Raw genomic sequence first — 17,609 nt, 5'->3', positions numbered from 1 at the left:
GAAGAATCATGATTGTTACAACAGCACGAAAACAAGCGACTCGTCTTGAGAGTCAAGCCATCTCTGTTGCGCATTCCCTACATGCAATATTTGTTAAGCGTGAAGACGTCTCGGTAGAGGATTTACTAAAAGCCTATGAATCACAGGTTCTAGTCGTCGGTCAGTCTCGCCTAACATTGTACAGTAGAGAGACCAGCGAACCATTTTTTTATCATCCTAGTTCGGCGATGTTTCGGGTGAAACAATTTTTACGCACGGGAGATGACCGACTGATACAAGTCACTCAATTATCGGAAGGAATGAGTTTCTTAGATTGTACGTTAGGTCTTGCTTCAGATAGTTTAGTTGCCAAGCTCGCTGTAGGCTCTATAGGGAAGGTAATTGGACTTGAAGCCAATCAAGAAATTGCTTTTATCGTTGCAAATGGGTTGAGTCATTGGCAAGAAGGCCCGGTAGAGATGATCGAGCGGATGCGGGAAATTGAAGTCATTCATGCTCAGCATCGATCATATCTAGAAAAGGCTGAGACCTCTTCTATTGATGTTGTGTATTTTGACCCGATGTTTGAGCAACATGTGGAAAGATCAACGGGGATCAGAGGATTAAAGGCTATCGCTTGTCACGATGATTTAAATAAAGAGACGATCCAACAGGCCATTCGTGTGGCAAAAAAGCGTGTAGTCTTGAAGGATCATTGGCAAAGTGAACGTTTTAGCCGATATGGCTTTACGCAAATCAAACGATCTCATGCCGCGTTTCATTATGGTTTTATCGACGTCACAAGTGAATAAGTTAGTCAAAGGAGAAACGCATGAAAGAAAAGTTAGTAGTCATTGTTGGGCCAACCGCTGTTGGCAAAACTGCTTTAAGTATAGATTTAGCGAGAACATTCAACGGAGAAGTTATTAGTGGCGATTCAATGCAAGTATATAAGGGAATGGATATCGGAACAGCCAAGGTGACAAAAGAAGAGCAAGACGGAATTGTTCATCACCTAATCGATATTAAAGACCCTGATGAATCTTTTTCCGTCGCTGAGTTTAGAGAACGTTGCCAACCGATCATTGCTGATATTATAAAACGCGGAAAGTTACCAATTCTCGTTGGTGGGACGGGTTTGTATGTGAATGCCGTTACTTATGGGTTTGAATTTGCAGAAAGCCCACAAGATGCAGCATACAGATTAACATTAGAACAACAGGCAAAAGATGGTGGAGGCTATGCGCTTCATGATCAGTTGCAGAAGATAGATCCGGTTGCTGCTAGCAATATTCATCCGAATAATGTAAGAAGAGTCATTCGTGCACTAGAAGTGTATCGTGTTACAGGGGAATTGTTTTCCAACCAACAAACCGAGGAAAAGCAAGAACCGTTGTATAATTTAATTATGATTGGGTTAACAATGGATCGAGAGCTATTGTATGAACGAATTAACAAACGAGTCGATCTAATGGTGAAACATGGATTAGTAGATGAAGTAAAACAATTACATGACCAGGGCTTAAGAGACTGTCAATCGATTCAAGCGATTGGATACAAAGAACTCTATACATATTTAGAAGGACGATGCTCAAAAGATGAAGCGATCGAACAGTTAAAACAAAATTCACGTCGATATGCCAAACGTCAGCTAACGTGGTTTAAAAACAAAGCAACAGCAACATGGTACGAGGTTGATCCGAATCAGCCTACAGAACATTTTCTTGTAATTAAACAATTTATTGCAGGGAAATGGAAATTAAGCTCGAATGAATAAGCGTAGAGACATATAGAGGAGGACTACCTATGAAACAATCAGTGAATATTCAAGATCATTTTTTAAATCAATTACGTAAAGAGAACATTTCGGTCACCGTATTTTTACTAAACGGTTTCCAATTAAGAGGACAAGTAAAGGGGTTTGATAACTTTACGATTGTTCTTGAAACAGAGGGCAAGCAACAACTAGTCTACAAGCATGCGATTTCAACTTTTGCCCCGCAAAAAAACATTCAGCTTAAACAGGATAGTGAATAATTGACTAAATCAATCGAACACAAAGAAACTTTGAGGACTTCACCCCAAAGTTTCTTTTTTTATTTAGAGACATTCAATGCTTCTGTAGCGGTCTCACTTAAGGAAAGTTTCTCTTCTGTAGATAATTGGTCAATAGTTAAAAAATAACGCCTGAGTGATAAGGGCGATTTTAAGCCGAGGTATTGCTGAATGGTGAAAGGATCAGCTCCGTCTATAAGCTTTCGTAAAATAAATGTATGCCGCAATTGCATAGCAGAAAACCCTTTTCGTAAACTTGCACGCATTACTTCTAACCGCAACATTTTTTGTATCGAAATTTCGGTTAGCCGTTTTGGGCGATCTTCCTCATAAGACCATCTAAACGTTTCTCGTTGAAAATCAAAGGCAACAAAAAAGGGCTCATTACTAAAAAGTCTTGGTCTAACGGGTTCTGGGATGAGCGTCAAGTATGTATACGCTAAACGTTTATGATCCTCTGTTAACGTGACGATTCTTGAGATGCCTTTTTCCGAACGTATCCGTAATTGGTTTCGCTCGAAGCGGACATCGGCTGTTGTGAGTGAGGCAACCTCGTGTAAAGAACATCCATAGGATAAGAACAACTGTGCAATAAATTCGTTACGATCAATTAATAAGGGTCTGCCGCGCATTTGATTCTCCGTTAAACCTTCGTAGGAACGAATCATCGTTAAGAGACGGTCTGACTCAGATTTATTTAGCCATTCATTTCTTGAAAGCGGTGCATCAACTAATTCCGGTTGCTTGTAGTGTAAGATGGCGTGTGTCAGAACTTGTCCGTTCGAGAGGCAAAAGCGCGCTAATTGTTGAAGGACGGAATAAATTCGTCTCGTTGTGCGTACTTTGTAGGAACGAACTTTAATTAATTCATCAAAAAAGAGTGTGATATTTTCATATGATAACGCGCTCCATGCTTCAAGAGAAAGAGGACCTATCGATTTTTGATGCCACTCAGAGAAGTCAATCAGGTCATATTGATACCGTTTTATAGTTGATTCTTTCCGTCCTTTTTCACGAAGAGAATCTAAATAATCCTCCATGAAGGCTGGTATGGGTTGCGACATAAATATCCCTCCCTTTTCTTTTATTACTTATTATATCAAATAAAGGAAAAGAGGTTTTATGGGTACTAGGCATTTGTCACAAATTTAAAGTTCTTGCGTATAAATAAATCAAAAGGATCGTTTCTAAAGCTCGGTATTGAGGGGTGATAGAATGAGTGACCGAGTTCTTGCGAGAAAAAATGGAAGAATCAATGTAGTGCTTAATCAAAAACGCATAACTTCGAAAACAGAGTCAGATTCATTGTTTCAAAACGAAGACGATAAGTTAAAACATGAAGTTCTTCATCGATTTGAAAAAGAAATTGGTGAGTACGTCGGTCTAAGTGAAGTAAAGCGTTTAATTAAAGAAATTTATGCCTGGCTTTATATCAATCAATGCAGGAAGGAAATCGGATTAAAAGCATCGAAACAGGTGCTTCATATGATTTTCAAAGGAAATCCAGGGACGGGTAAAACGACGGTAGCCAGAATCATTGCTTCATTCTTTCATGAGATGAATGTTCTAGCCAAGGGGCATCTAATAGAAGTAGAGCGTGCTGATTTAGTAGGAGAGTACATTGGGCACACGGCGCAAAAAACCCGAGATGTCATTAAAAAGGCCAATGGCGGCGTCCTCTTTATCGATGAGGCATATTCCTTATCGCGCGGTGGTGAAAAGGATTTTGGGAAAGAGGCGATTGATACGTTGGTCAAAGCGATGGAAGACCAACAACATGAGTTCGTTTTAATCCTTGCTGGCTATTCTAGGGAGATGGATTATTTCTTATCTTTAAATCCAGGCTTACCTTCTCGTTTTCCTATTGCGATTGATTTTCCGAATTATTCAACAGATGAGTTGATCGATATGGTCAAACGTATGGTGATTGAACGAGAATATGAACTTACCATTGATGGAGAACGCCATATTAAAGAACATGTAAGAAAGGTCAAAACAGAACAAGAAAAAACATTCAGTAACGGACGCTACATTCGAAACATTATTGAAGAAGCTATACGTCTGCAAGCAGTTCGTTTGTTAAAAGAAGGAACGTATGACCGAGAGTCTCTGGTCATGTTAACGAAAGAAGATTTCAATTTTGATGCATCTCATGTTAAGCTAAAGTGACGATTAAAAGCCGAGCGCAACCCGTCTCGGCTTTTTTGCGTATAAATAAGGTTGAAGACTCGGGTAAGGATGTGGGCCATAATGGAAGAAATTAAACAAAGTGAGATCGAGCGTGTCGTTTTAGTTGGCTGTCAGGTCAATCGAACGGATGAAGAGTTTCTGCAGTCAATGCAAGAGCTAATGAGTCTTGTAAAAACAGCAAAAGGCGAAGTGGTAGGTACGATCACGCAAAAAAGAGAAAAGGTAGAGTCTGCGACGTATATTGGTCGCGGTAAGGTTGAAGAATTAGCTCTTCTAATTGAAGAACAAGAACCTGATATCGTCATATTTAATGATGAACTCCAACCAAGTCAAATGAGAAATTTGCATGCAAGTTGTGATGTGCCTGTTATAGACCGCACGCAACTCATATTAGATATATTTGCCCAAAGAGCAAAGTCGCGCGAAGGTAAACTTCAAGTGGAACTGGCTCAATTAAGCTATTTATTACCGAGACTATCAGGACAAGGACTAGCTCTTTCAAGACAAGGTGGCGGAATTGGGACGAGAGGTCCTGGTGAGACTCAATTAGAAACCGATCGTCGTCATATTAGAAGACGAGTGACAGAAATAGAACGTCAATTAGAATCGGTCGTTCACCATCGTGAAAGATACAGAGAAAAACGTAAGCGACGTTCTGTTGTTCAGCTTGCTTTAGTTGGATACACCAATGCTGGGAAATCCACTATACTTAATCGTCTTACACTAGCAGATACTTTAGAAGAGGATCAATTGTTTGCAACGCTTGATCCAACCACAAGGCAGTTAACATTACCTAGTGGCTTTAACGTACTATTATCTGATACGGTTGGTTTTATTCAAGACTTGCCAACCTCCCTTGTCGCTGCGTTCCGGTCGACTCTAGAAGAGCTGAAAGAAGCAGATCTACTTTTGCATGTCGTTGATTGCTCAAACGAGGATTACGAGCAACATGAGCGAACTGTGCAAAAACTAATAGATGAACTAGAAGCGCATTCAATTCCGCAACTCATTGTGTACAATAAATCAGAAAGAAAGATGCCTGAGTTTATTCCATCACATGCGCGTCCTACTATCGAAATCAGTGCATTAAACCCAACCGATCTCACACGCTTACACCATGAGATTGAACAGCAACTGAAGGCATTAATGGTTCCTTATCAGATTGTTTTGCAAGCGCATGAAGGTCAATTACTTGCTAAAGTAAGACAAGAGACGATGCTTGTCAGTCAAACGTTTGATGAAGAGAATGAAGTTTATACACTAGATGGTTATGCGCTTATGCAAACACCGATCTATCATACAATTGAAGAACGACAAGTAAAGTAAAGCACAACAACTAAAGGAGTCATCATATCTATGTTTGAACAGTTTACACATGCATCACAGATTACATCAATAGTCGATACGGTTGAAAAAAAGATTGCTTCTCATCATAAGTTGATCGAAGACATTGCGTTGTTTAATCAAGCAAAGGTCATGGAATCGTTCAAAAAACATCAAGTCTCAGATTTTCATTTTACACCTTCAACAGGTTATGGATATGATGATGCGGGAAGAGATACATTAGAATCGATTTATGCAGATGTATTTGGTGGGGAAGCAGCGCTAGTACGCTCACAAATTATTTCTGGAACCCATGCGATCGCAACCGCTCTTTTTGGCGTGTTGCGTCCTGGTGATGAACTCCTCTATATAACCGGAAAGCCTTATGACACACTTGAAGAGATTGTTGGAATTAGAGGCAATGGTAATGGCTCATTAAAAGAATTTGGTATCAGTTATCAAGCCATACCCTTAACAGAGGAGAACTGGATTGATAAAGAGGCGATTACTAAGGCTTTGACGGTTAAGACAAAGGTAATCGGTATTCAGCGTTCAAAAGGATATGGAGATCGCCCGTCCTACCATATCGCGCAAATTAAAGAAATGATTGATTTTATCCGCTCTATTAAAGAAGATGTGATTGTGTTCGTTGATAATTGCTACGGGGAGTTTGTTGAAAAATTAGAACCAACTCAAGTTGGGGCGAATATGATTGCAGGCTCATTAATTAAAAATCCAGGTGGAGGGATAGTCAAAACGGGAGGATATATAGTAGGAGATGAAAAACTTATCGAACTGGCATCCTACCGATTAGCAGCTCCTGGTATAGGGGCAGAAGGTGGTGCGAGTTTATATAGCTTGTTAGAGATGTATCAAGGATTTTTCCTTGCGCCACATGTCGTTTCACAATCACTGAAAGGGGCGATCTTTACCGCTGCAGCTTTAGAGGAAGCGGGGATGAATACAACACCTAGCTGGCGAGAGCGTCGGACGGATTTAATTCAATCGGTTCGATTTGAAAACGCCGAGAAAATGATTTCATTTTGCCAAGAAATCCAAGCAGCTTCTCCAATTAATGCTCACGTCACTCCACAACCTAGTTATATGCCTGGTTATGAGGATGATGTAATTATGGCAGCTGGTACGTTTATTCAAGGGGCAAGCATTGAACTAACTGCTGATGGTCCAATTCGTGCGCCTTATACCGCCTATGTTCAAGGTGGATTAACGTATGAGCACGTGAAATTAGCGGTCTTAAAAGCATTAGACCGAATTATGTAGAATATAAGGACGCGTTCAACCTAGGTTGGGCGTGTTTTTTTGTCGGATTTTATATCGCAATAATTATGTTAGATAAGCTGACATGCATTTGACATGTAAGTTAACATGTATTATACTAGGTTACAAGAAGCAAAGGAGGTTGCGTGATGAATGATGATGTTCGTCGCAGCATGCCGTTATTTCCTATCGGGATTGTGATGAAGCTTACCGAGCTTACAGCAAGACAAGTGCGTTATTATGAGCAACATGAGCTCATCAAGCCTGCTAGAACGGATGGAAACCAGCGCCTTTTCTCATTTAACGATGTCGATCGATTACTTGAGATCAAGTCGCTACTTGATCAGAAGGTCAACATTCAAGGCATTAAACAAATTATTCAGATGAAACAACAAGTTCAACTGAATGCAGAGAAAAAAAGTGAAGAGATGGGAAATAAATCTCTTACAGACAAAGAATTACGACATCACTTGAAGAAAGATCTCATGATGGCAGGGCGAAATGGAAGAGCCTCGATCATCCAAGGTCAACTATCACGATTCTTTTACTAATTTAGCCTAACTAAATTGTCAGGATCGGTTTCATTTAAGGCAGAAGAGGGTATTCTACTCTAAGGAAACCGATTCTACAAAATACATTTCTTTAACTATTGGAAGGGGATTACATAACATGCCAAAGTTCACAAACGAAGACATTATGCGAATTGCCGAGGAAGATAACGTTCGATTTATTCGTCTACAATTCTCCGATCTACTAGGTACAATTAAAAATGTTGAAATCCCAGTTGATCAGCTTTCAAAAGCACTTGATAACAAAATGATGTTTGATGGCTCATCAATTGAAGGATTTGTTCGTATCGAGGAATCTGATATGTACCTATATCCAGATCTAGATACATGGGTGGTATTCCCTTGGACACCAGAAAAAGGTAAAGTCGCTCGTTTAATTTGTGACATTTATATGCCTGGTAAGCCTGGAGAAGAGCCAACGCCGTTTGAAGGAGACCCTCGTGGAATCTTAAAACGCGTATTAAAAGAAGCAGATGAGTTAGGATTTACAGCATTCAACATTGGACCAGAGCCTGAATTCTTCTTATTCAAAAATGATGAAAAAGGTGAACCAACTCTTGAATTAAACGATAAAGGTGGTTATTTCGATTTGTCACCAACAGATCTAGGGGAAAACTGCCGTCGTGATATCGTACTTGAGCTTGAGGACATGGGCTTTGACATTGAAGCTTCTCACCATGAGGTAGCTCCTGGTCAACATGAAATTGATTTCAAATATGCAGATGCGATCACAGCTTGTGATAACATTCAAACGTTCAAATTGGTTGTTAAAACGATCGCACGTAAGCATGGTTTACACGCAACGTTCATGCCAAAACCTTTATTCGGTGTAAATGGTTCAGGTATGCACTGTAACATGTCATTATTCGATAAAGACGGGAACGTATTCTTTGATGAATCTACTGACACACAATTAAGTGAAACGGCAATGCATTTCTTAGGTGGTACACTAGCTCATGCTGAGGCATTCACTGCAATCACTAACCCGATCATTAACTCATACAAACGCTTAGTTCCAGGTTACGAAGCACCTGTATATGTGGCTTGGTCAATGAGAAACCGCAGTCCACTTGTACGTATTCCTTCATCACGTGGTATTAGTACTCGTATTGAAGTACGTAGCCCAGACCCAGCAGCTAACCCATACCTTGCTATGGCTGTACTACTTGCTGCAGGACTTGATGGAATTAAGAACAAAATGACTCCACCACCTGCAACAGATCGCAACATCTATGTAATGAGTAAAGAAGAGCGTGTAGAAGAGGGTATCAATGACCTACCTGCTACATTAAAAGAAGCTCTTGACAAACTTGTGCAAGATGAAGTTCTAGTTAAAGCATTAGGCGAACATGCAATTGAGCACTTCGTTGAAGCAAAAGAAATTGAGTGGGATATGTTCCGTACACAAGTTCACCCTTGGGAGCGCGAGCAATACATGAGTTCATACTAAGATCAGAAACCCTTGATGCGACAAGCATTGAGGGTTTTTCTTTTGTGGGTGAAATTACTGATCATCACCTAAATTACACACGCACCCACGAAACACCCACACTTATTTACAAAAATAAAAAGCTATTTCTCAAGCTTACTCATGTACTCATCGTATTTATCTATTGTGGATCGTTCCAGTTTTTCTGAAATATGTGAATATACATCGGCTGTAATTTGCATACTTCCATGGCCGAGTCGTTCTTGTATATATTTAATACTTGCTCCACTCTCTAAAAGGATCACCGCATGAGTATGTCTTAAGGCATGAATAGGAAGGGGAGATATGTCACAACGTTTCAATATTCTTCTAAAAGCATTGAACAAAGTGCTTTTTGGCATATGGCTACCATCTTTACGACAGAGCACTAAATTCAAATCATGCTTATAGACTTCATTTAAGACTATTTTGTTCTGATTTTGCCATTTCTTATGTTCATGTAATACTTTGGCAAGAGGGGTACCCATAGTGATAGTTCTAGCTGAATGGTATGTTTTTGTTTCTCCAAATAACTCATCATCGTTTTTAGCACTAAAATCTAATGTTTTACTGATAGTGATTTTAGCTTCTTTTAGATCGATGTCGTTCCATTGTAATGCTGCTGCTTCACCTTTCCTCATTCCAGTTTCCACAAGTGTTTTGAAGAAAATCCAATAAATATAATCGTACTGATAACATTCTTGAAGAAAGAGAGGAACTTGGTTTGAATTGAGATATTGTATCTTCCCTTCTTTTGTTGACTTGGTTGTAGTTATTACCGCACCGTTACAAGGGTTATTCTCAAGTTTTTGTAAAGTAACAGCCTTATCGAGTGCTGAATACATAGTGCCGTGAACAATCTCAACTGTACGTTTTGAGTAACCTTTCTCAACCAAATAATTAATAAATTTTTGATACATGATTGGTTTAATTTTCTTAAGCTGTATTTCCTTGAAGTAGGGGAGTATGTGGTTCTCAATATTCCTCTTATGTATCTCAAAAGTGTTTTTCCGTAGAATGGGTTTCTTATATTCGTATAACCACTCATTAATAAAATGCTTTAAGGATACATCACTTTCCTCTAATCCTTCGAGTAGTTTTTTTTCCATTTCTTGAGCTGCATATCTTGCTTCAGGTTTGCTTTTAAATCCACGTTTAGACTTTTCTTTACGCTTCGCAGTGACTGGATCAGCATAAGATATACGATATTCCCATTGTCCATTATCATGTTTGCGATAAGAGATCCCCATATTTTTCAACTCCTTTTTCCATGATTCTGCTCACTGCGCTGTTTTTTATACGTTCTATCCGATGGGCAGCTAATGTTTCTGTCACTCCAAATTGCTCAGATATATTCATAATAAGGTTTTCATCATGAAAGTTTATTTGATTTAGCATGTGAAAAGGGATGGCGGCATAACGAGTGAAATTTACTGAATCATATTCCTGGAGTTCTTTAAAAGCCTTCTCCAACATCCCAGATTGCCATCCACAATGCCGTAGTAAATGACAAAGCTCGTGAAAGAATACTTCTCTTTGTGTATGCTTGTCTAAGCGTGAATCAATGGTAATTGATTTAAAAGAACCCTTTTCATAGCAATAAGAAAGGATAGGTTTGTAAAACAAATAGATACGAAAATAACGTGCAATATCATGCTCATTAATATCATGTGGTGATAAGATGCCGAGTTGCCTATATAGTCTAGACACCCATGATTCTAATGGGGTAGGGTAATATTTCATTTAAAACACCTCTTTGTGCCCAATTATACAAACGTTTGTTCGTGTTGTAAAGAAAAAGTAAAAGACCAATTATTGAGAAATCATACTCTTTAAGCACAAAGATTATAAAGTTAATGATAAAATATGAATAAGAGGTGATCCGATGGAATTGAAAGCAATAATATCCACTATTCTATTTATTCTGCCTGGGGTATTAGCTTATAACTGGAGTGAATATGTATCAAATACTTCAAATAAAAATAAATCTAACATAGAAAAAATTGTAATGATCCTTTGCTTCACAATCCCAGCAGTTTCATTTAGTTTACTCATACTAAATACATGGTTTAACTATGAAATCAATGGTCTAACTGCTTTGTCTAAGGCTGCAGACGATATTCAGTTTTTATTAATTTATTTTGTAATAAACCTTATAATAGTTTATTTCGTTGCTGAAGTTTGGGTACTATTCTTAAGGAAGTTAATGAATAAGTTTATAAATTACAACAGAGGAAGCACAGGACTAACCACTCGACAAATTGTTTCGGTATGGGAAGAGGCTTTTGATAGTGAGGGAACTAAAGTTGTTTTTATTTGTCCGCTTTCGGATCCAGTTAATGGACAATGGGGCATTTTGAAAACTGTTTCATTAACAGAGGAGAGAGATAGAGAATTTATATTAATTGGATCATCAGTTATAGAAAAGGTTAAGCATGAATTTACGGAACCAAGATTGACATACATCGATAGTAAAACCTCAACTGTAGTGAAAATATTTGATATTGAGATAAATAAAATTCAAGAAGAGTATCATAATCAAGGGCATCAACTTAATAATGGCGAGACACAAGAAGAAGAGAAGCATTAAATTACTTCTCTTTTTTTGTGCTACCTGAATTACTAGTGCTACTTTGCGGTTTAGCAGTAATCTGAGATAAGGTACTTTCAGCATCTCTAAATGTAAGGGACTTAATAATCTTGGATGAGTCAACTTTCTTTTGCATTTATTTATTCCCCCTTTTTGGAGAAGTTTTAATCATCTTTAAAACTTCTTCTGCTTTTTTGTCTGTAAGTGATTCACCAAAAAATGTTTTTTTAGTCTTACCAGAGAAAATTCCATCAGTCTGTTTCTTTTTGGTCATGTTTTTACCCTCCCTTTTCAGTAAAACATAGACATGACTTTAACTCATGCTGTGTCTTATTGTCACTTCTTCTCTTCCTTCCCATTCTCCTGATCAGCAAGCCATCGAATGTATTTCAAGTGTTCTTTTAACTTCTCCAATTCCTCTTCTGTTACGTTCTCCTCATCGAAAAAGAATAGGTTTTCATCTGGTGATTCTTGTTCTATATGTATGGGTGTGTCAGTGCGTCCTAAGAGGTAATCCACTGATACCTCAAAGAAGTCCGCTATCTTTTGAAGGGTCTCATAGTCAGGTTGGCGCTTGCCTATTTCATAATGAGCATAAGTGCCACGAGTTATATCAAGTTTTTCCGCAAGTTGAGTTTGAGTTAATTTAAGTTCATTACGTAGTTTCTTTAAACGCTCATGTAACAAGCAACTTCCCCCTTTCTATTATTAATATTATAACGTAGCAATAAGCTACAAGTATAAAAAGTAGCGAAAAGTTACAAATTAGTATTGACTGTGGCGAAACGCTACTGTATATTAGTAATTAAGAAGTAGCGAAAAGCTACAAATTGGAGGTGGAACAAAGTGAGTTTACATCGTCATTGGCTACAAAAGATCAGACAACAAAAAGAGCTGACTCAAGGGTACGTAGCTGACAATGCGGGGATCCAAAGAGCCTATTACGCACAAATTGAATTGGGTAGTAGAAGACCAAGTGTAGATGTAGCGAAATCTATTGCTATTGTACTCGATTTTCAATGGACTCTTTTTTTTGAAGATAATTGTAGCGTTTCGCGACATAATGATGAACATTTAATCATCTAATTAGTTTGCTCGAAAGGAGAAAAAAACATGATTCAAGTTCAAATTGATGAGGGGCAAGTAAAAGCATTAACTCTTGAAAAGATTGAAGAGCATTTAAAAAACGTAGATACGGAACTTGTTTATTGGGATACAAACGAATTGAAAAGAAGAACATGCATGAGTTGGGGATCAATCCAATCTTCATTCTTTTATCATCCTAACTTCCCTAAGCATAAGATTGGGCAAAAATGGTACTTTCCTGCTGCGGCAGCTAAAAAATTTCTTCTTGATTGGATAGAAGAGCAAGGAGGTTGAAAATGTCAATTCGTAAACAATTAGCAATCACGGAACTTAAAGCTGCTGTCCTACAAGTTGCGCATGATATTGAAAGTGAAAGCTCAACGGGTGATGAGCTGATCAAACAATTAAAAGATATCTGCAACATGCTTGATGATGAGATCCAAGTGAAGGGGGTTAATGAATGAAAAAGTCAGTTTTAGATCGAATCGTTTATTACACAAAGAAAGTCTATGAACGTAGTAAGGCGCATCCAGCAAAGCAACTACCACGTGCTTATACATTTAGAAACCAACGCTTGCAACAGTATAAGTTGGCGCTGAAAGAGCTTTGTAAAGAAGAGAAACGCTGATTGTAATTTTGAAACATTTCCTCCAGGCGAGGAATTTCTTTTGACCATCAGCGCGAAAAATGTCGTCGAAGATAGGGTTAGGTTGTCGTTATGGCGTTGAAAGCGACAAATATAGCATTTAAAAAATAAATCATGTCGAAGGAGAGAATTTTATGAAACAAACAGTCAAATTCAATTTAGAACAGCAGTCACAAGTCATTGAAGCTCTTGATTCTTATCAAATGGGATTGAAAGAAGCGGAAGTGAAAAGAGTGGATTTAATCATTGCTCATGTAGTTGGGGGGTCTGATCAATACGATAGCGAGGAAATGATTTATATTGTACGAGCTCTAAAAGCGTTCAGCGAGGTTTTGGAAGGTTGTAGAGAGCCATTGGCCGCAGCTAAGTATGAAATATTAGCAAAAAGAGTTGATCGCAAGCGTGAGCAGTTCCAGTTTGCGAATCATCCATTAAAAAGAACGGCATTAGCTTAAGGAGGAGGATGAAAAATGCAAATCATATTCAAAGAATTATTCCTATCAGGATTTAAAAATCACCGCGATCTCCAAGTTAACTTTGGCGAGGAAACTAAGATCAGCGGTGACAATACTAAAGGTAAAAGCTCCGTTTTAGAAGCTTCTACATTTCTATTATACGGAACGGATACCTTCGGAAGCAAACTCGATCCTACACCAGTAACTTATGAAGCGGACGAAACAAGCGTTTCTCTACTGTTTTCAGTTGATGGTAAGGATGTAAAACTAACTCGTGAATTGAAGAAGGGCAAGGCTAAGTATTTAGTAAATGATGTTCCAAGTAAAGCTGGTGACTTCAATGAAGTAGTTGCAAACCTTGGAGACAAAGACTTCTTCTTATCCTTATACAATCCGCAGTATTTCTTCACCTTACACAAGGACAAGCAACGTTCAATGCTGCTGAATTATATTCCACCTATGACAACTAAACAAGTTTTAAAAGCTCTACCAGGACCACAAGCGGAAAAATTGTCGGAGTTACTTAAGAAGCACTCTCTTGATGATGTGGAAAAAATTCATAGAGATAACAAAGTTAAAATGCAAAAAGCTCATATAGCAGCAGAAAGCAAGACCAAGACATTGAAAGATCAACGTGAGCGATTGTCAGAAACTCAAATTGATATTGATGCTGTTAGAGAAAAGGATAAACGGATCATTAATGAGATCAAAGCTTTAGAAGAGAGTTCGCATGGTGCTTTAGATAATAATCGTGCGGTGGATAAGAAAAGAAGTGAGTTAGCACTTGTCCAAGATCAAATTGAAATGTCTAAGGAATTATGGGTGCCTCTAAAAAATTCTAAAGTAAATGAGCATTGTGAAACGTGTGGTCAATCATTAGATGATGAGAGCACAACGAAAGCTTCAGCATCTATCGAGACTAGGAAGAGTGCGCATAAAGAAAAACATGAGGAACTGGTTAACAAGAAGAAGAAGTTGGCCCAGGAGCTCAAGGATCTTAAATATATTGATATCTCTGAACAAATGGAGAGGGTCAAACAACTTGGTAATGACCGCCAGGAGCTGATAGAAGCCGATCGCTTGTATAACCAGTCTCAATCATTAACTGCTCAAATAGAAGCAGCTGAGAAGGATGAACAAGATAAGCTTTCTAACCTTAACGATTCAATCTTTATTTTGGACTCAATAAAAGACTTTCGATCAAAAGAAGCTGAGTTGCAAGGCGAAAAAGTACAAGCATTGTTCACTACGCTTTCAGTTCGATTGTTTGAAGAACAAAAGAACGGTGATATCAAGCCAACCTTTGTTATTCAAATGGACGGTAAAGACTACAACACTCTATCACTCTCTGAAAGTATCAGAGCTGGTCTTGAGCTTAGAGAAGTATTGAGTCAACAAAGTGAAGTCCTGGCACCAACATTTGTCGATAATGCTGAGTCGATCACTACGTTCAAGGGTCCAACTGGTCAATTAATTACTAGTCGAGTGGTTGCTGATCAAGAGTTAAAGATCGAGGTGAGCGAATGATGAAAGAGAAGAAACGAATGAGTCTTTCGAATCCTTATCACGCACATATCGTTGGTTGTTTAGCGAACATGGTTGATGAAGATGGCTTAACACCGCAAGAAGAATTTGAAGTGCTTGATGATATCATACAAAACACGTTTCATACATTATCCCAGTTAAAGAAAGGTGATTCTAATGAAACAAGGTAAGCGTCCAACACGCACTCAAAAAGAATCTATTAAACTATCAGGTATTAATCCAAATAACTGGCTTGTAAGCAAAGCTAATGGCAATCAGCTGCTATTAATCCATAGAGAAACAGGCACAACAAAACTAATTTACTCATAAGGGGAGAATATCCATGTCAAACATTATCACTAAGCAACTTGCAGAAGTAAAAGCGTTCACTGAAGGTGAATTACAAACGATCCAAGACACATTAGCGAAAGGAACCACACCAGAACAGTTTAGTTTGTTCATTCGAACAGCAGCGGCAGCGGGTCTTAATCCAATGCTTAATCATATTTATTGCATCGTATATGGTGGCAAGATGTCCATTCAAGTAAGTGTAGAGGGCATTATGTACTTGGCTAAACGTGTAGAAGGCTACCAAGGTGTAGACGTTCAATTAGTCTATGAAAACGATGAATACAAGGCTAAGAGAGTACGTGGTGAGGATGGCCGTTACTTCTGGGACGTTGAGCATGAAATGAGCAGTGATCCAGGACAAGTTATTGGATGTTATGCCTTTGCTTACCGCGAAGGGTTTCCACCAGTATTCGAATACTTAAAAGCCGATGAGGTAGAGCACAACCTTAAAGGCAACAATGCTGGACTTTGGAAGAAATATTATAACGACATGTTCAAAAAGCATGTAGTGAAAAGAGCTGCAAAGCGTCAATACGGCATTGAAATTAGCGAAGAAGATGTTTCCCCTAGTGGTAATGATATTCCTGAATACAAGCAAGAGCGTAAAGATATTACACCTAATGAAGCTCCACAGACTACACAGCATGATCAAGAAATCGTTCAGGATCCACTTGATGAAGCTAAATATCAAATGAAAGCTAAGTTTCAAGAAATGAATATTACAACACCTGAAGCTATGACTGAATACATTCAAAAACATGCAAAGCCAAAAGGTAAGAAGCCTACATTATCAGAAATGCAAGGACTTCTAAAGATTATGGATATTCACATCGAAGAGATGAATTCAATAGAAAACGATGGATTGGAGTGAGGTTGATGTCAATTCAAATAACAAAAGAACATTTGGATTTTATGGCACAAGCGGTTGCGGAATTTACAGAATTCCCACTATTAGAAACTTATTTCACGGATAGTTCTCCATATATAGCATTACGTAGGGGAGTAGATCGTGATTGTATCGAGATTCACGAAAAAGGAGAAGTGATAGCAAACTTTGTTCAGCAGATAGAACCGAAACCGAACCCTAGCAATGAAGTTAAAACATTCTCTCTTGAGATGGAAAAGAAATTTGAAAATATATTTGGAAGGTTCGACTGGAGGAAGGAGCATCATCAACTTTATACAAGTCGTCTACTCTCAAATGTTAAGAGTTTACGTGAAGAATTGATTAAATTATCTGGAATCAGAGATCGTGAGTATATAACCAAACGGTGCGCTTATATTGCTGTTCTAGCAATGATGATTGAAGCGAAAGAAGGAAAAAAAGAATGAAAGTAAACATCCTATCATCCGGTTCTCAGGGCAATTGCATTGCCTTGAGTTCTGGAAACACAACAATCTTGATCGATGCTGGTATTGCAAAAACGAAAATTGAAAAGCGGTTGCTTGAAGTGGGTGTCAGACCTGATCATATCTCAGCAATCTTCATTACTCATGCCCACGGGGACCATATTAAAGGTTTACCACTGGCTAACAAATACAGAATTCCAGTTTATGCAGGATTAGAAGAATGGAAAGATATCAAGGTTTCAGTGGACGCGGAATTGATGAACAATGTTTCTCCAAATAAGAGCATTCAAATCAACGGAGCTTTTGAGATAAATGCTTTTAAAACACATCATGACGCTTTTGAATCTTACGGTTATGTGATTAAGGACGATGAACAAAAATGTTCTGTGTGCTTAGATACTGGCCATGCAGACTCAAACATGATAAAGGCCATGTGCGGATCAGACATCTACATTATAGAAGCAAACCACGATCCGAACATGGTAGAAGCTTCTGATTATCCGATAAGCGTCCAAGCAAGAATCTTAAGTCATATTGGGCACCTAAGCAACGAACAAACCGCTATGGCTCTTGTGAAGCTCATTCAAGGAAGTGGTGAACAAATTTATCTGGTGCATTTATCAAACAAAAACAATCTACCTGTTCTTGCTGAAATGGAAGTTAAGCGAGCTTTAACCAGGAATGGGTTTAAGTCTGGAACACATTATGAGATAGAGGTGATTTAGAAAGGTCACCTTAGAAACGG

Annotated in this window: 26 protein-coding genes; 20 read left to right on the top strand and 6 right to left on the bottom strand. The window is 38.4% G+C overall.

Annotated features, from left to right (window positions below):
* Positions 1–8: 8 nt before the first annotated feature.
* From CDZ88_RS08420 to hfq, 3 genes are read left to right on the top strand one after another with little or no spacing between them, the layout of a single operon-like run.
* Positions 9–791 carry a class I SAM-dependent methyltransferase gene (locus CDZ88_RS08420; protein WP_100373121.1) on the top strand — a complete coding sequence of 261 codons (783 nt, stop codon included), beginning with the start codon at positions 9–11 and terminating at the stop codon, positions 789–791.
* 20 nt (positions 792–811) lie between these two features.
* Positions 812–1,756: a tRNA (adenosine(37)-N6)-dimethylallyltransferase MiaA gene (miaA, locus tag CDZ88_RS08415; protein ID WP_100373120.1), complete on the top strand. Its 945-nt coding sequence runs from the start codon at positions 812–814 to the stop codon at positions 1,754–1,756.
* Between the two features lie 29 nt (positions 1,757–1,785).
* Positions 1,786–2,016 carry an RNA chaperone Hfq gene (hfq, locus tag CDZ88_RS08410; protein WP_100373119.1) on the top strand — a complete coding sequence of 77 codons (231 nt, stop codon included), beginning with the start codon at positions 1,786–1,788 and terminating at the stop codon, positions 2,014–2,016.
* A 59-nt stretch (positions 2,017–2,075) separates the two neighbouring features.
* Here hfq and CDZ88_RS08405 read toward each other — a convergent pair whose 3' ends face one another.
* Positions 2,076–3,098, bottom strand: coding sequence for a tyrosine-type recombinase/integrase (locus CDZ88_RS08405; RefSeq protein ID WP_100373118.1), 1,023 nt, complete (start codon positions 3,096–3,098; stop codon positions 2,076–2,078).
* 151 nt (positions 3,099–3,249) lie between these two features.
* On the opposite strand from CDZ88_RS08405, the gene spoVK reads away from it, so the two are divergent.
* From spoVK to glnA, 5 genes are all read left to right on the top strand, one after another.
* On the top strand, positions 3,250–4,203 hold the full coding sequence (gene spoVK, locus CDZ88_RS08400; protein WP_100373117.1) for a stage V sporulation protein K: 954 nt from the start codon (positions 3,250–3,252) through the stop codon (positions 4,201–4,203).
* Between the two features lie 81 nt (positions 4,204–4,284).
* Positions 4,285–5,550, top strand: coding sequence for a GTPase HflX (hflX, locus tag CDZ88_RS08395; RefSeq protein WP_100373116.1), 1,266 nt, complete (start codon positions 4,285–4,287; stop codon positions 5,548–5,550).
* A 30-nt stretch (positions 5,551–5,580) separates the two neighbouring features.
* The gene (locus CDZ88_RS08390) at positions 5,581–6,828 is read left to right on the top strand and encodes a methionine gamma-lyase family protein (RefSeq protein WP_100373115.1); all 1,248 of its coding nucleotides are present in this window, start codon (positions 5,581–5,583) and stop codon (positions 6,826–6,828) included.
* 146 nt (positions 6,829–6,974) lie between these two features.
* Positions 6,975–7,376, top strand: coding sequence for a MerR family transcriptional regulator (locus tag CDZ88_RS08385; RefSeq protein WP_100373114.1), 402 nt, complete (start codon positions 6,975–6,977; stop codon positions 7,374–7,376).
* A gap of 118 nt (positions 7,377–7,494) precedes the next feature.
* The gene (gene glnA / locus CDZ88_RS08380; protein WP_100373113.1) at positions 7,495–8,844 is read left to right on the top strand and encodes a type I glutamate--ammonia ligase; all 1,350 of its coding nucleotides are present in this window, start codon (positions 7,495–7,497) and stop codon (positions 8,842–8,844) included.
* A 122-nt stretch (positions 8,845–8,966) separates the two neighbouring features.
* Here the strand turns inward: glnA and CDZ88_RS08375 are convergent, their stop codons facing one another.
* A complete protein-coding gene (locus CDZ88_RS08375) occupies positions 8,967–10,112 on the bottom strand; it encodes a site-specific integrase (protein ID WP_100373112.1) in 1,146 nt (381 codons plus the stop codon).
* Positions 10,087–10,605, bottom strand: a complete 519-nt coding sequence (locus tag CDZ88_RS08370; RefSeq protein WP_100373111.1) for an ImmA/IrrE family metallo-endopeptidase — start codon at positions 10,603–10,605, stop codon at positions 10,087–10,089. The genes CDZ88_RS08375 and CDZ88_RS08370 overlap by 26 nt, the downstream gene beginning before the upstream one ends.
* Positions 10,606–10,747: 142 nt before the next feature.
* On the opposite strand from CDZ88_RS08370, the gene CDZ88_RS08365 reads away from it, so the two are divergent.
* Positions 10,748–11,452, top strand: coding sequence for a hypothetical protein (locus CDZ88_RS08365; RefSeq protein ID WP_100373110.1), 705 nt, complete (start codon positions 10,748–10,750; stop codon positions 11,450–11,452).
* A gap of 1 nt (position 11,453) precedes the next feature.
* On the opposite strand, the gene CDZ88_RS17835 is transcribed toward CDZ88_RS08365, so the two are convergent.
* The 3 genes from CDZ88_RS17835 to CDZ88_RS08360 form a co-directional block, all read right to left on the bottom strand.
* Positions 11,454–11,588, bottom strand: a complete 135-nt coding sequence (locus CDZ88_RS17835; protein WP_269799256.1) for a hypothetical protein — start codon at positions 11,586–11,588, stop codon at positions 11,454–11,456.
* Positions 11,589–11,726, bottom strand: coding sequence for a hypothetical protein (locus CDZ88_RS17400; protein WP_157796513.1), 138 nt, complete (start codon positions 11,724–11,726; stop codon positions 11,589–11,591).
* Positions 11,727–11,788: 62 nt separating this feature from the next.
* Positions 11,789–12,139, bottom strand: a complete 351-nt coding sequence (locus CDZ88_RS08360; protein ID WP_100373109.1) for a helix-turn-helix domain-containing protein — start codon at positions 12,137–12,139, stop codon at positions 11,789–11,791.
* 159 nt (positions 12,140–12,298) lie between these two features.
* Between CDZ88_RS08360 and CDZ88_RS08355 the strand changes: the two genes are divergently transcribed.
* The 11 genes from CDZ88_RS08355 to CDZ88_RS08320 all read left to right on the top strand — a co-directional run bounded on the left by CDZ88_RS08355 (position 12,299) and on the right by CDZ88_RS08320 (position 17,589).
* The gene (locus CDZ88_RS08355; RefSeq protein ID WP_100373108.1) at positions 12,299–12,538 is read left to right on the top strand and encodes a helix-turn-helix transcriptional regulator; all 240 of its coding nucleotides are present in this window, start codon (positions 12,299–12,301) and stop codon (positions 12,536–12,538) included.
* 27 nt (positions 12,539–12,565) lie between these two features.
* Positions 12,566–12,832 carry a group-specific protein gene (locus CDZ88_RS08350; protein WP_100373107.1) on the top strand — a complete coding sequence of 89 codons (267 nt, stop codon included), beginning with the start codon at positions 12,566–12,568 and terminating at the stop codon, positions 12,830–12,832.
* Positions 12,833–12,834: 2 nt separating this feature from the next.
* Positions 12,835–13,002, top strand: a complete 168-nt coding sequence (locus tag CDZ88_RS17395) for a hypothetical protein (protein ID WP_157796512.1) — start codon at positions 12,835–12,837, stop codon at positions 13,000–13,002.
* Positions 12,999–13,166: a hypothetical protein gene (locus CDZ88_RS17390; RefSeq protein ID WP_157796511.1), complete on the top strand. Its 168-nt coding sequence runs from the start codon at positions 12,999–13,001 to the stop codon at positions 13,164–13,166. The genes CDZ88_RS17395 and CDZ88_RS17390 overlap by 4 nt, the downstream gene beginning before the upstream one ends.
* 152 nt (positions 13,167–13,318) lie before the next feature.
* On the top strand, positions 13,319–13,639 hold the full coding sequence (locus CDZ88_RS08345; protein ID WP_100373106.1) for a hypothetical protein: 321 nt from the start codon (positions 13,319–13,321) through the stop codon (positions 13,637–13,639).
* Between the two features lie 15 nt (positions 13,640–13,654).
* Positions 13,655–15,166 (top strand): AAA family ATPase, encoded by a 1,512-nt coding sequence (locus tag CDZ88_RS08340; protein ID WP_100373105.1) that lies wholly within the window; start codon positions 13,655–13,657, stop codon positions 15,164–15,166.
* Positions 15,166–15,354, top strand: a complete 189-nt coding sequence (locus CDZ88_RS08335) for a hypothetical protein (RefSeq protein ID WP_100373104.1) — start codon at positions 15,166–15,168, stop codon at positions 15,352–15,354. Before CDZ88_RS08340 ends, CDZ88_RS08335 begins: the two co-directional genes overlap by 1 nt.
* Positions 15,341–15,493, top strand: a complete 153-nt coding sequence (locus tag CDZ88_RS17615; protein ID WP_198507838.1) for a DUF6906 family protein — start codon at positions 15,341–15,343, stop codon at positions 15,491–15,493. The genes CDZ88_RS08335 and CDZ88_RS17615 overlap by 14 nt, the downstream gene beginning before the upstream one ends.
* Positions 15,494–15,506: 13 nt before the next feature.
* Complete coding sequence (locus CDZ88_RS08330) at positions 15,507–16,385, top strand: RecT family recombinase (protein WP_100373103.1); 879 nt, start codon at positions 15,507–15,509, stop codon at positions 16,383–16,385.
* Positions 16,386–16,390: 5 nt separating this feature from the next.
* The gene (locus tag CDZ88_RS08325; protein WP_100373102.1) at positions 16,391–16,846 is read left to right on the top strand and encodes a hypothetical protein; all 456 of its coding nucleotides are present in this window, start codon (positions 16,391–16,393) and stop codon (positions 16,844–16,846) included.
* Positions 16,843–17,589 (top strand): MBL fold metallo-hydrolase, encoded by a 747-nt coding sequence (locus tag CDZ88_RS08320; protein WP_100373101.1) that lies wholly within the window; start codon positions 16,843–16,845, stop codon positions 17,587–17,589. Before CDZ88_RS08325 ends, CDZ88_RS08320 begins: the two co-directional genes overlap by 4 nt.
* Positions 17,590–17,609: the final 20 nt, after the last annotated feature.

This window comes from Bacillus sp. FJAT-45037 (assembly GCF_002797325.1).
Classification (GTDB): Bacteria; Bacillota; Bacilli; order Bacillales; family Bacillaceae_D; genus Alkalihalophilus.
This window is presented reverse-complemented; position numbering and strand designations above follow the sequence as displayed.

Excerpts from the sequence above, each read along its gene's own strand:
- CDZ88_RS08420 (WP_100373121.1), top strand. The coding sequence starts at position 9 with ATGATTGTTACAACAGCACGAAAACAAGCGACTCGTCTTGAGAGTCAA.
- miaA (WP_100373120.1), top strand. The coding sequence starts at position 812 with ATGAAAGAAAAGTTAGTAGTCATTGTTGGGCCAACCGCTGTTGGCAAA.
- hfq (WP_100373119.1), top strand. The coding sequence starts at position 1,786 with ATGAAACAATCAGTGAATATTCAAGATCATTTTTTAAATCAATTACGT.
- CDZ88_RS08405 (WP_100373118.1), bottom strand. The coding sequence starts at position 3,098 with ATGTCGCAACCCATACCAGCCTTCATGGAGGATTATTTAGATTCTCTT.
- spoVK (WP_100373117.1), top strand. The coding sequence starts at position 3,250 with ATGAGTGACCGAGTTCTTGCGAGAAAAAATGGAAGAATCAATGTAGTG.
- hflX (WP_100373116.1), top strand. The coding sequence starts at position 4,285 with ATGGAAGAAATTAAACAAAGTGAGATCGAGCGTGTCGTTTTAGTTGGC.
- CDZ88_RS08390 (WP_100373115.1), top strand. The coding sequence starts at position 5,581 with ATGTTTGAACAGTTTACACATGCATCACAGATTACATCAATAGTCGAT.
- CDZ88_RS08385 (WP_100373114.1), top strand. The coding sequence starts at position 6,975 with ATGAATGATGATGTTCGTCGCAGCATGCCGTTATTTCCTATCGGGATT.
- glnA (WP_100373113.1), top strand. The coding sequence starts at position 7,495 with ATGCCAAAGTTCACAAACGAAGACATTATGCGAATTGCCGAGGAAGAT.
- CDZ88_RS08375 (WP_100373112.1), bottom strand. The coding sequence starts at position 10,112 with ATGGGGATCTCTTATCGCAAACATGATAATGGACAATGGGAATATCGT.
- CDZ88_RS08370 (WP_100373111.1), bottom strand. The coding sequence starts at position 10,605 with ATGAAATATTACCCTACCCCATTAGAATCATGGGTGTCTAGACTATAT.
- CDZ88_RS08365 (WP_100373110.1), top strand. The coding sequence starts at position 10,748 with ATGGAATTGAAAGCAATAATATCCACTATTCTATTTATTCTGCCTGGG.
- CDZ88_RS17835 (WP_269799256.1), bottom strand. The coding sequence starts at position 11,588 with ATGCAAAAGAAAGTTGACTCATCCAAGATTATTAAGTCCCTTACATTT.
- CDZ88_RS17400 (WP_157796513.1), bottom strand. The coding sequence starts at position 11,726 with ATGACCAAAAAGAAACAGACTGATGGAATTTTCTCTGGTAAGACTAAA.
- CDZ88_RS08350 (WP_100373107.1), top strand. The coding sequence starts at position 12,566 with ATGATTCAAGTTCAAATTGATGAGGGGCAAGTAAAAGCATTAACTCTT.
- CDZ88_RS17395 (WP_157796512.1), top strand. The coding sequence starts at position 12,835 with ATGTCAATTCGTAAACAATTAGCAATCACGGAACTTAAAGCTGCTGTC.
- CDZ88_RS17390 (WP_157796511.1), top strand. The coding sequence starts at position 12,999 with ATGAAAAAGTCAGTTTTAGATCGAATCGTTTATTACACAAAGAAAGTC.
- CDZ88_RS08345 (WP_100373106.1), top strand. The coding sequence starts at position 13,319 with ATGAAACAAACAGTCAAATTCAATTTAGAACAGCAGTCACAAGTCATT.
- CDZ88_RS08340 (WP_100373105.1), top strand. The coding sequence starts at position 13,655 with ATGCAAATCATATTCAAAGAATTATTCCTATCAGGATTTAAAAATCAC.
- CDZ88_RS08335 (WP_100373104.1), top strand. The coding sequence starts at position 15,166 with ATGAAAGAGAAGAAACGAATGAGTCTTTCGAATCCTTATCACGCACAT.
- CDZ88_RS17615 (WP_198507838.1), top strand. The coding sequence starts at position 15,341 with ATGAAACAAGGTAAGCGTCCAACACGCACTCAAAAAGAATCTATTAAA.
- CDZ88_RS08330 (WP_100373103.1), top strand. The coding sequence starts at position 15,507 with ATGTCAAACATTATCACTAAGCAACTTGCAGAAGTAAAAGCGTTCACT.
- CDZ88_RS08325 (WP_100373102.1), top strand. The coding sequence starts at position 16,391 with ATGTCAATTCAAATAACAAAAGAACATTTGGATTTTATGGCACAAGCG.
- CDZ88_RS08320 (WP_100373101.1), top strand. The coding sequence starts at position 16,843 with ATGAAAGTAAACATCCTATCATCCGGTTCTCAGGGCAATTGCATTGCC.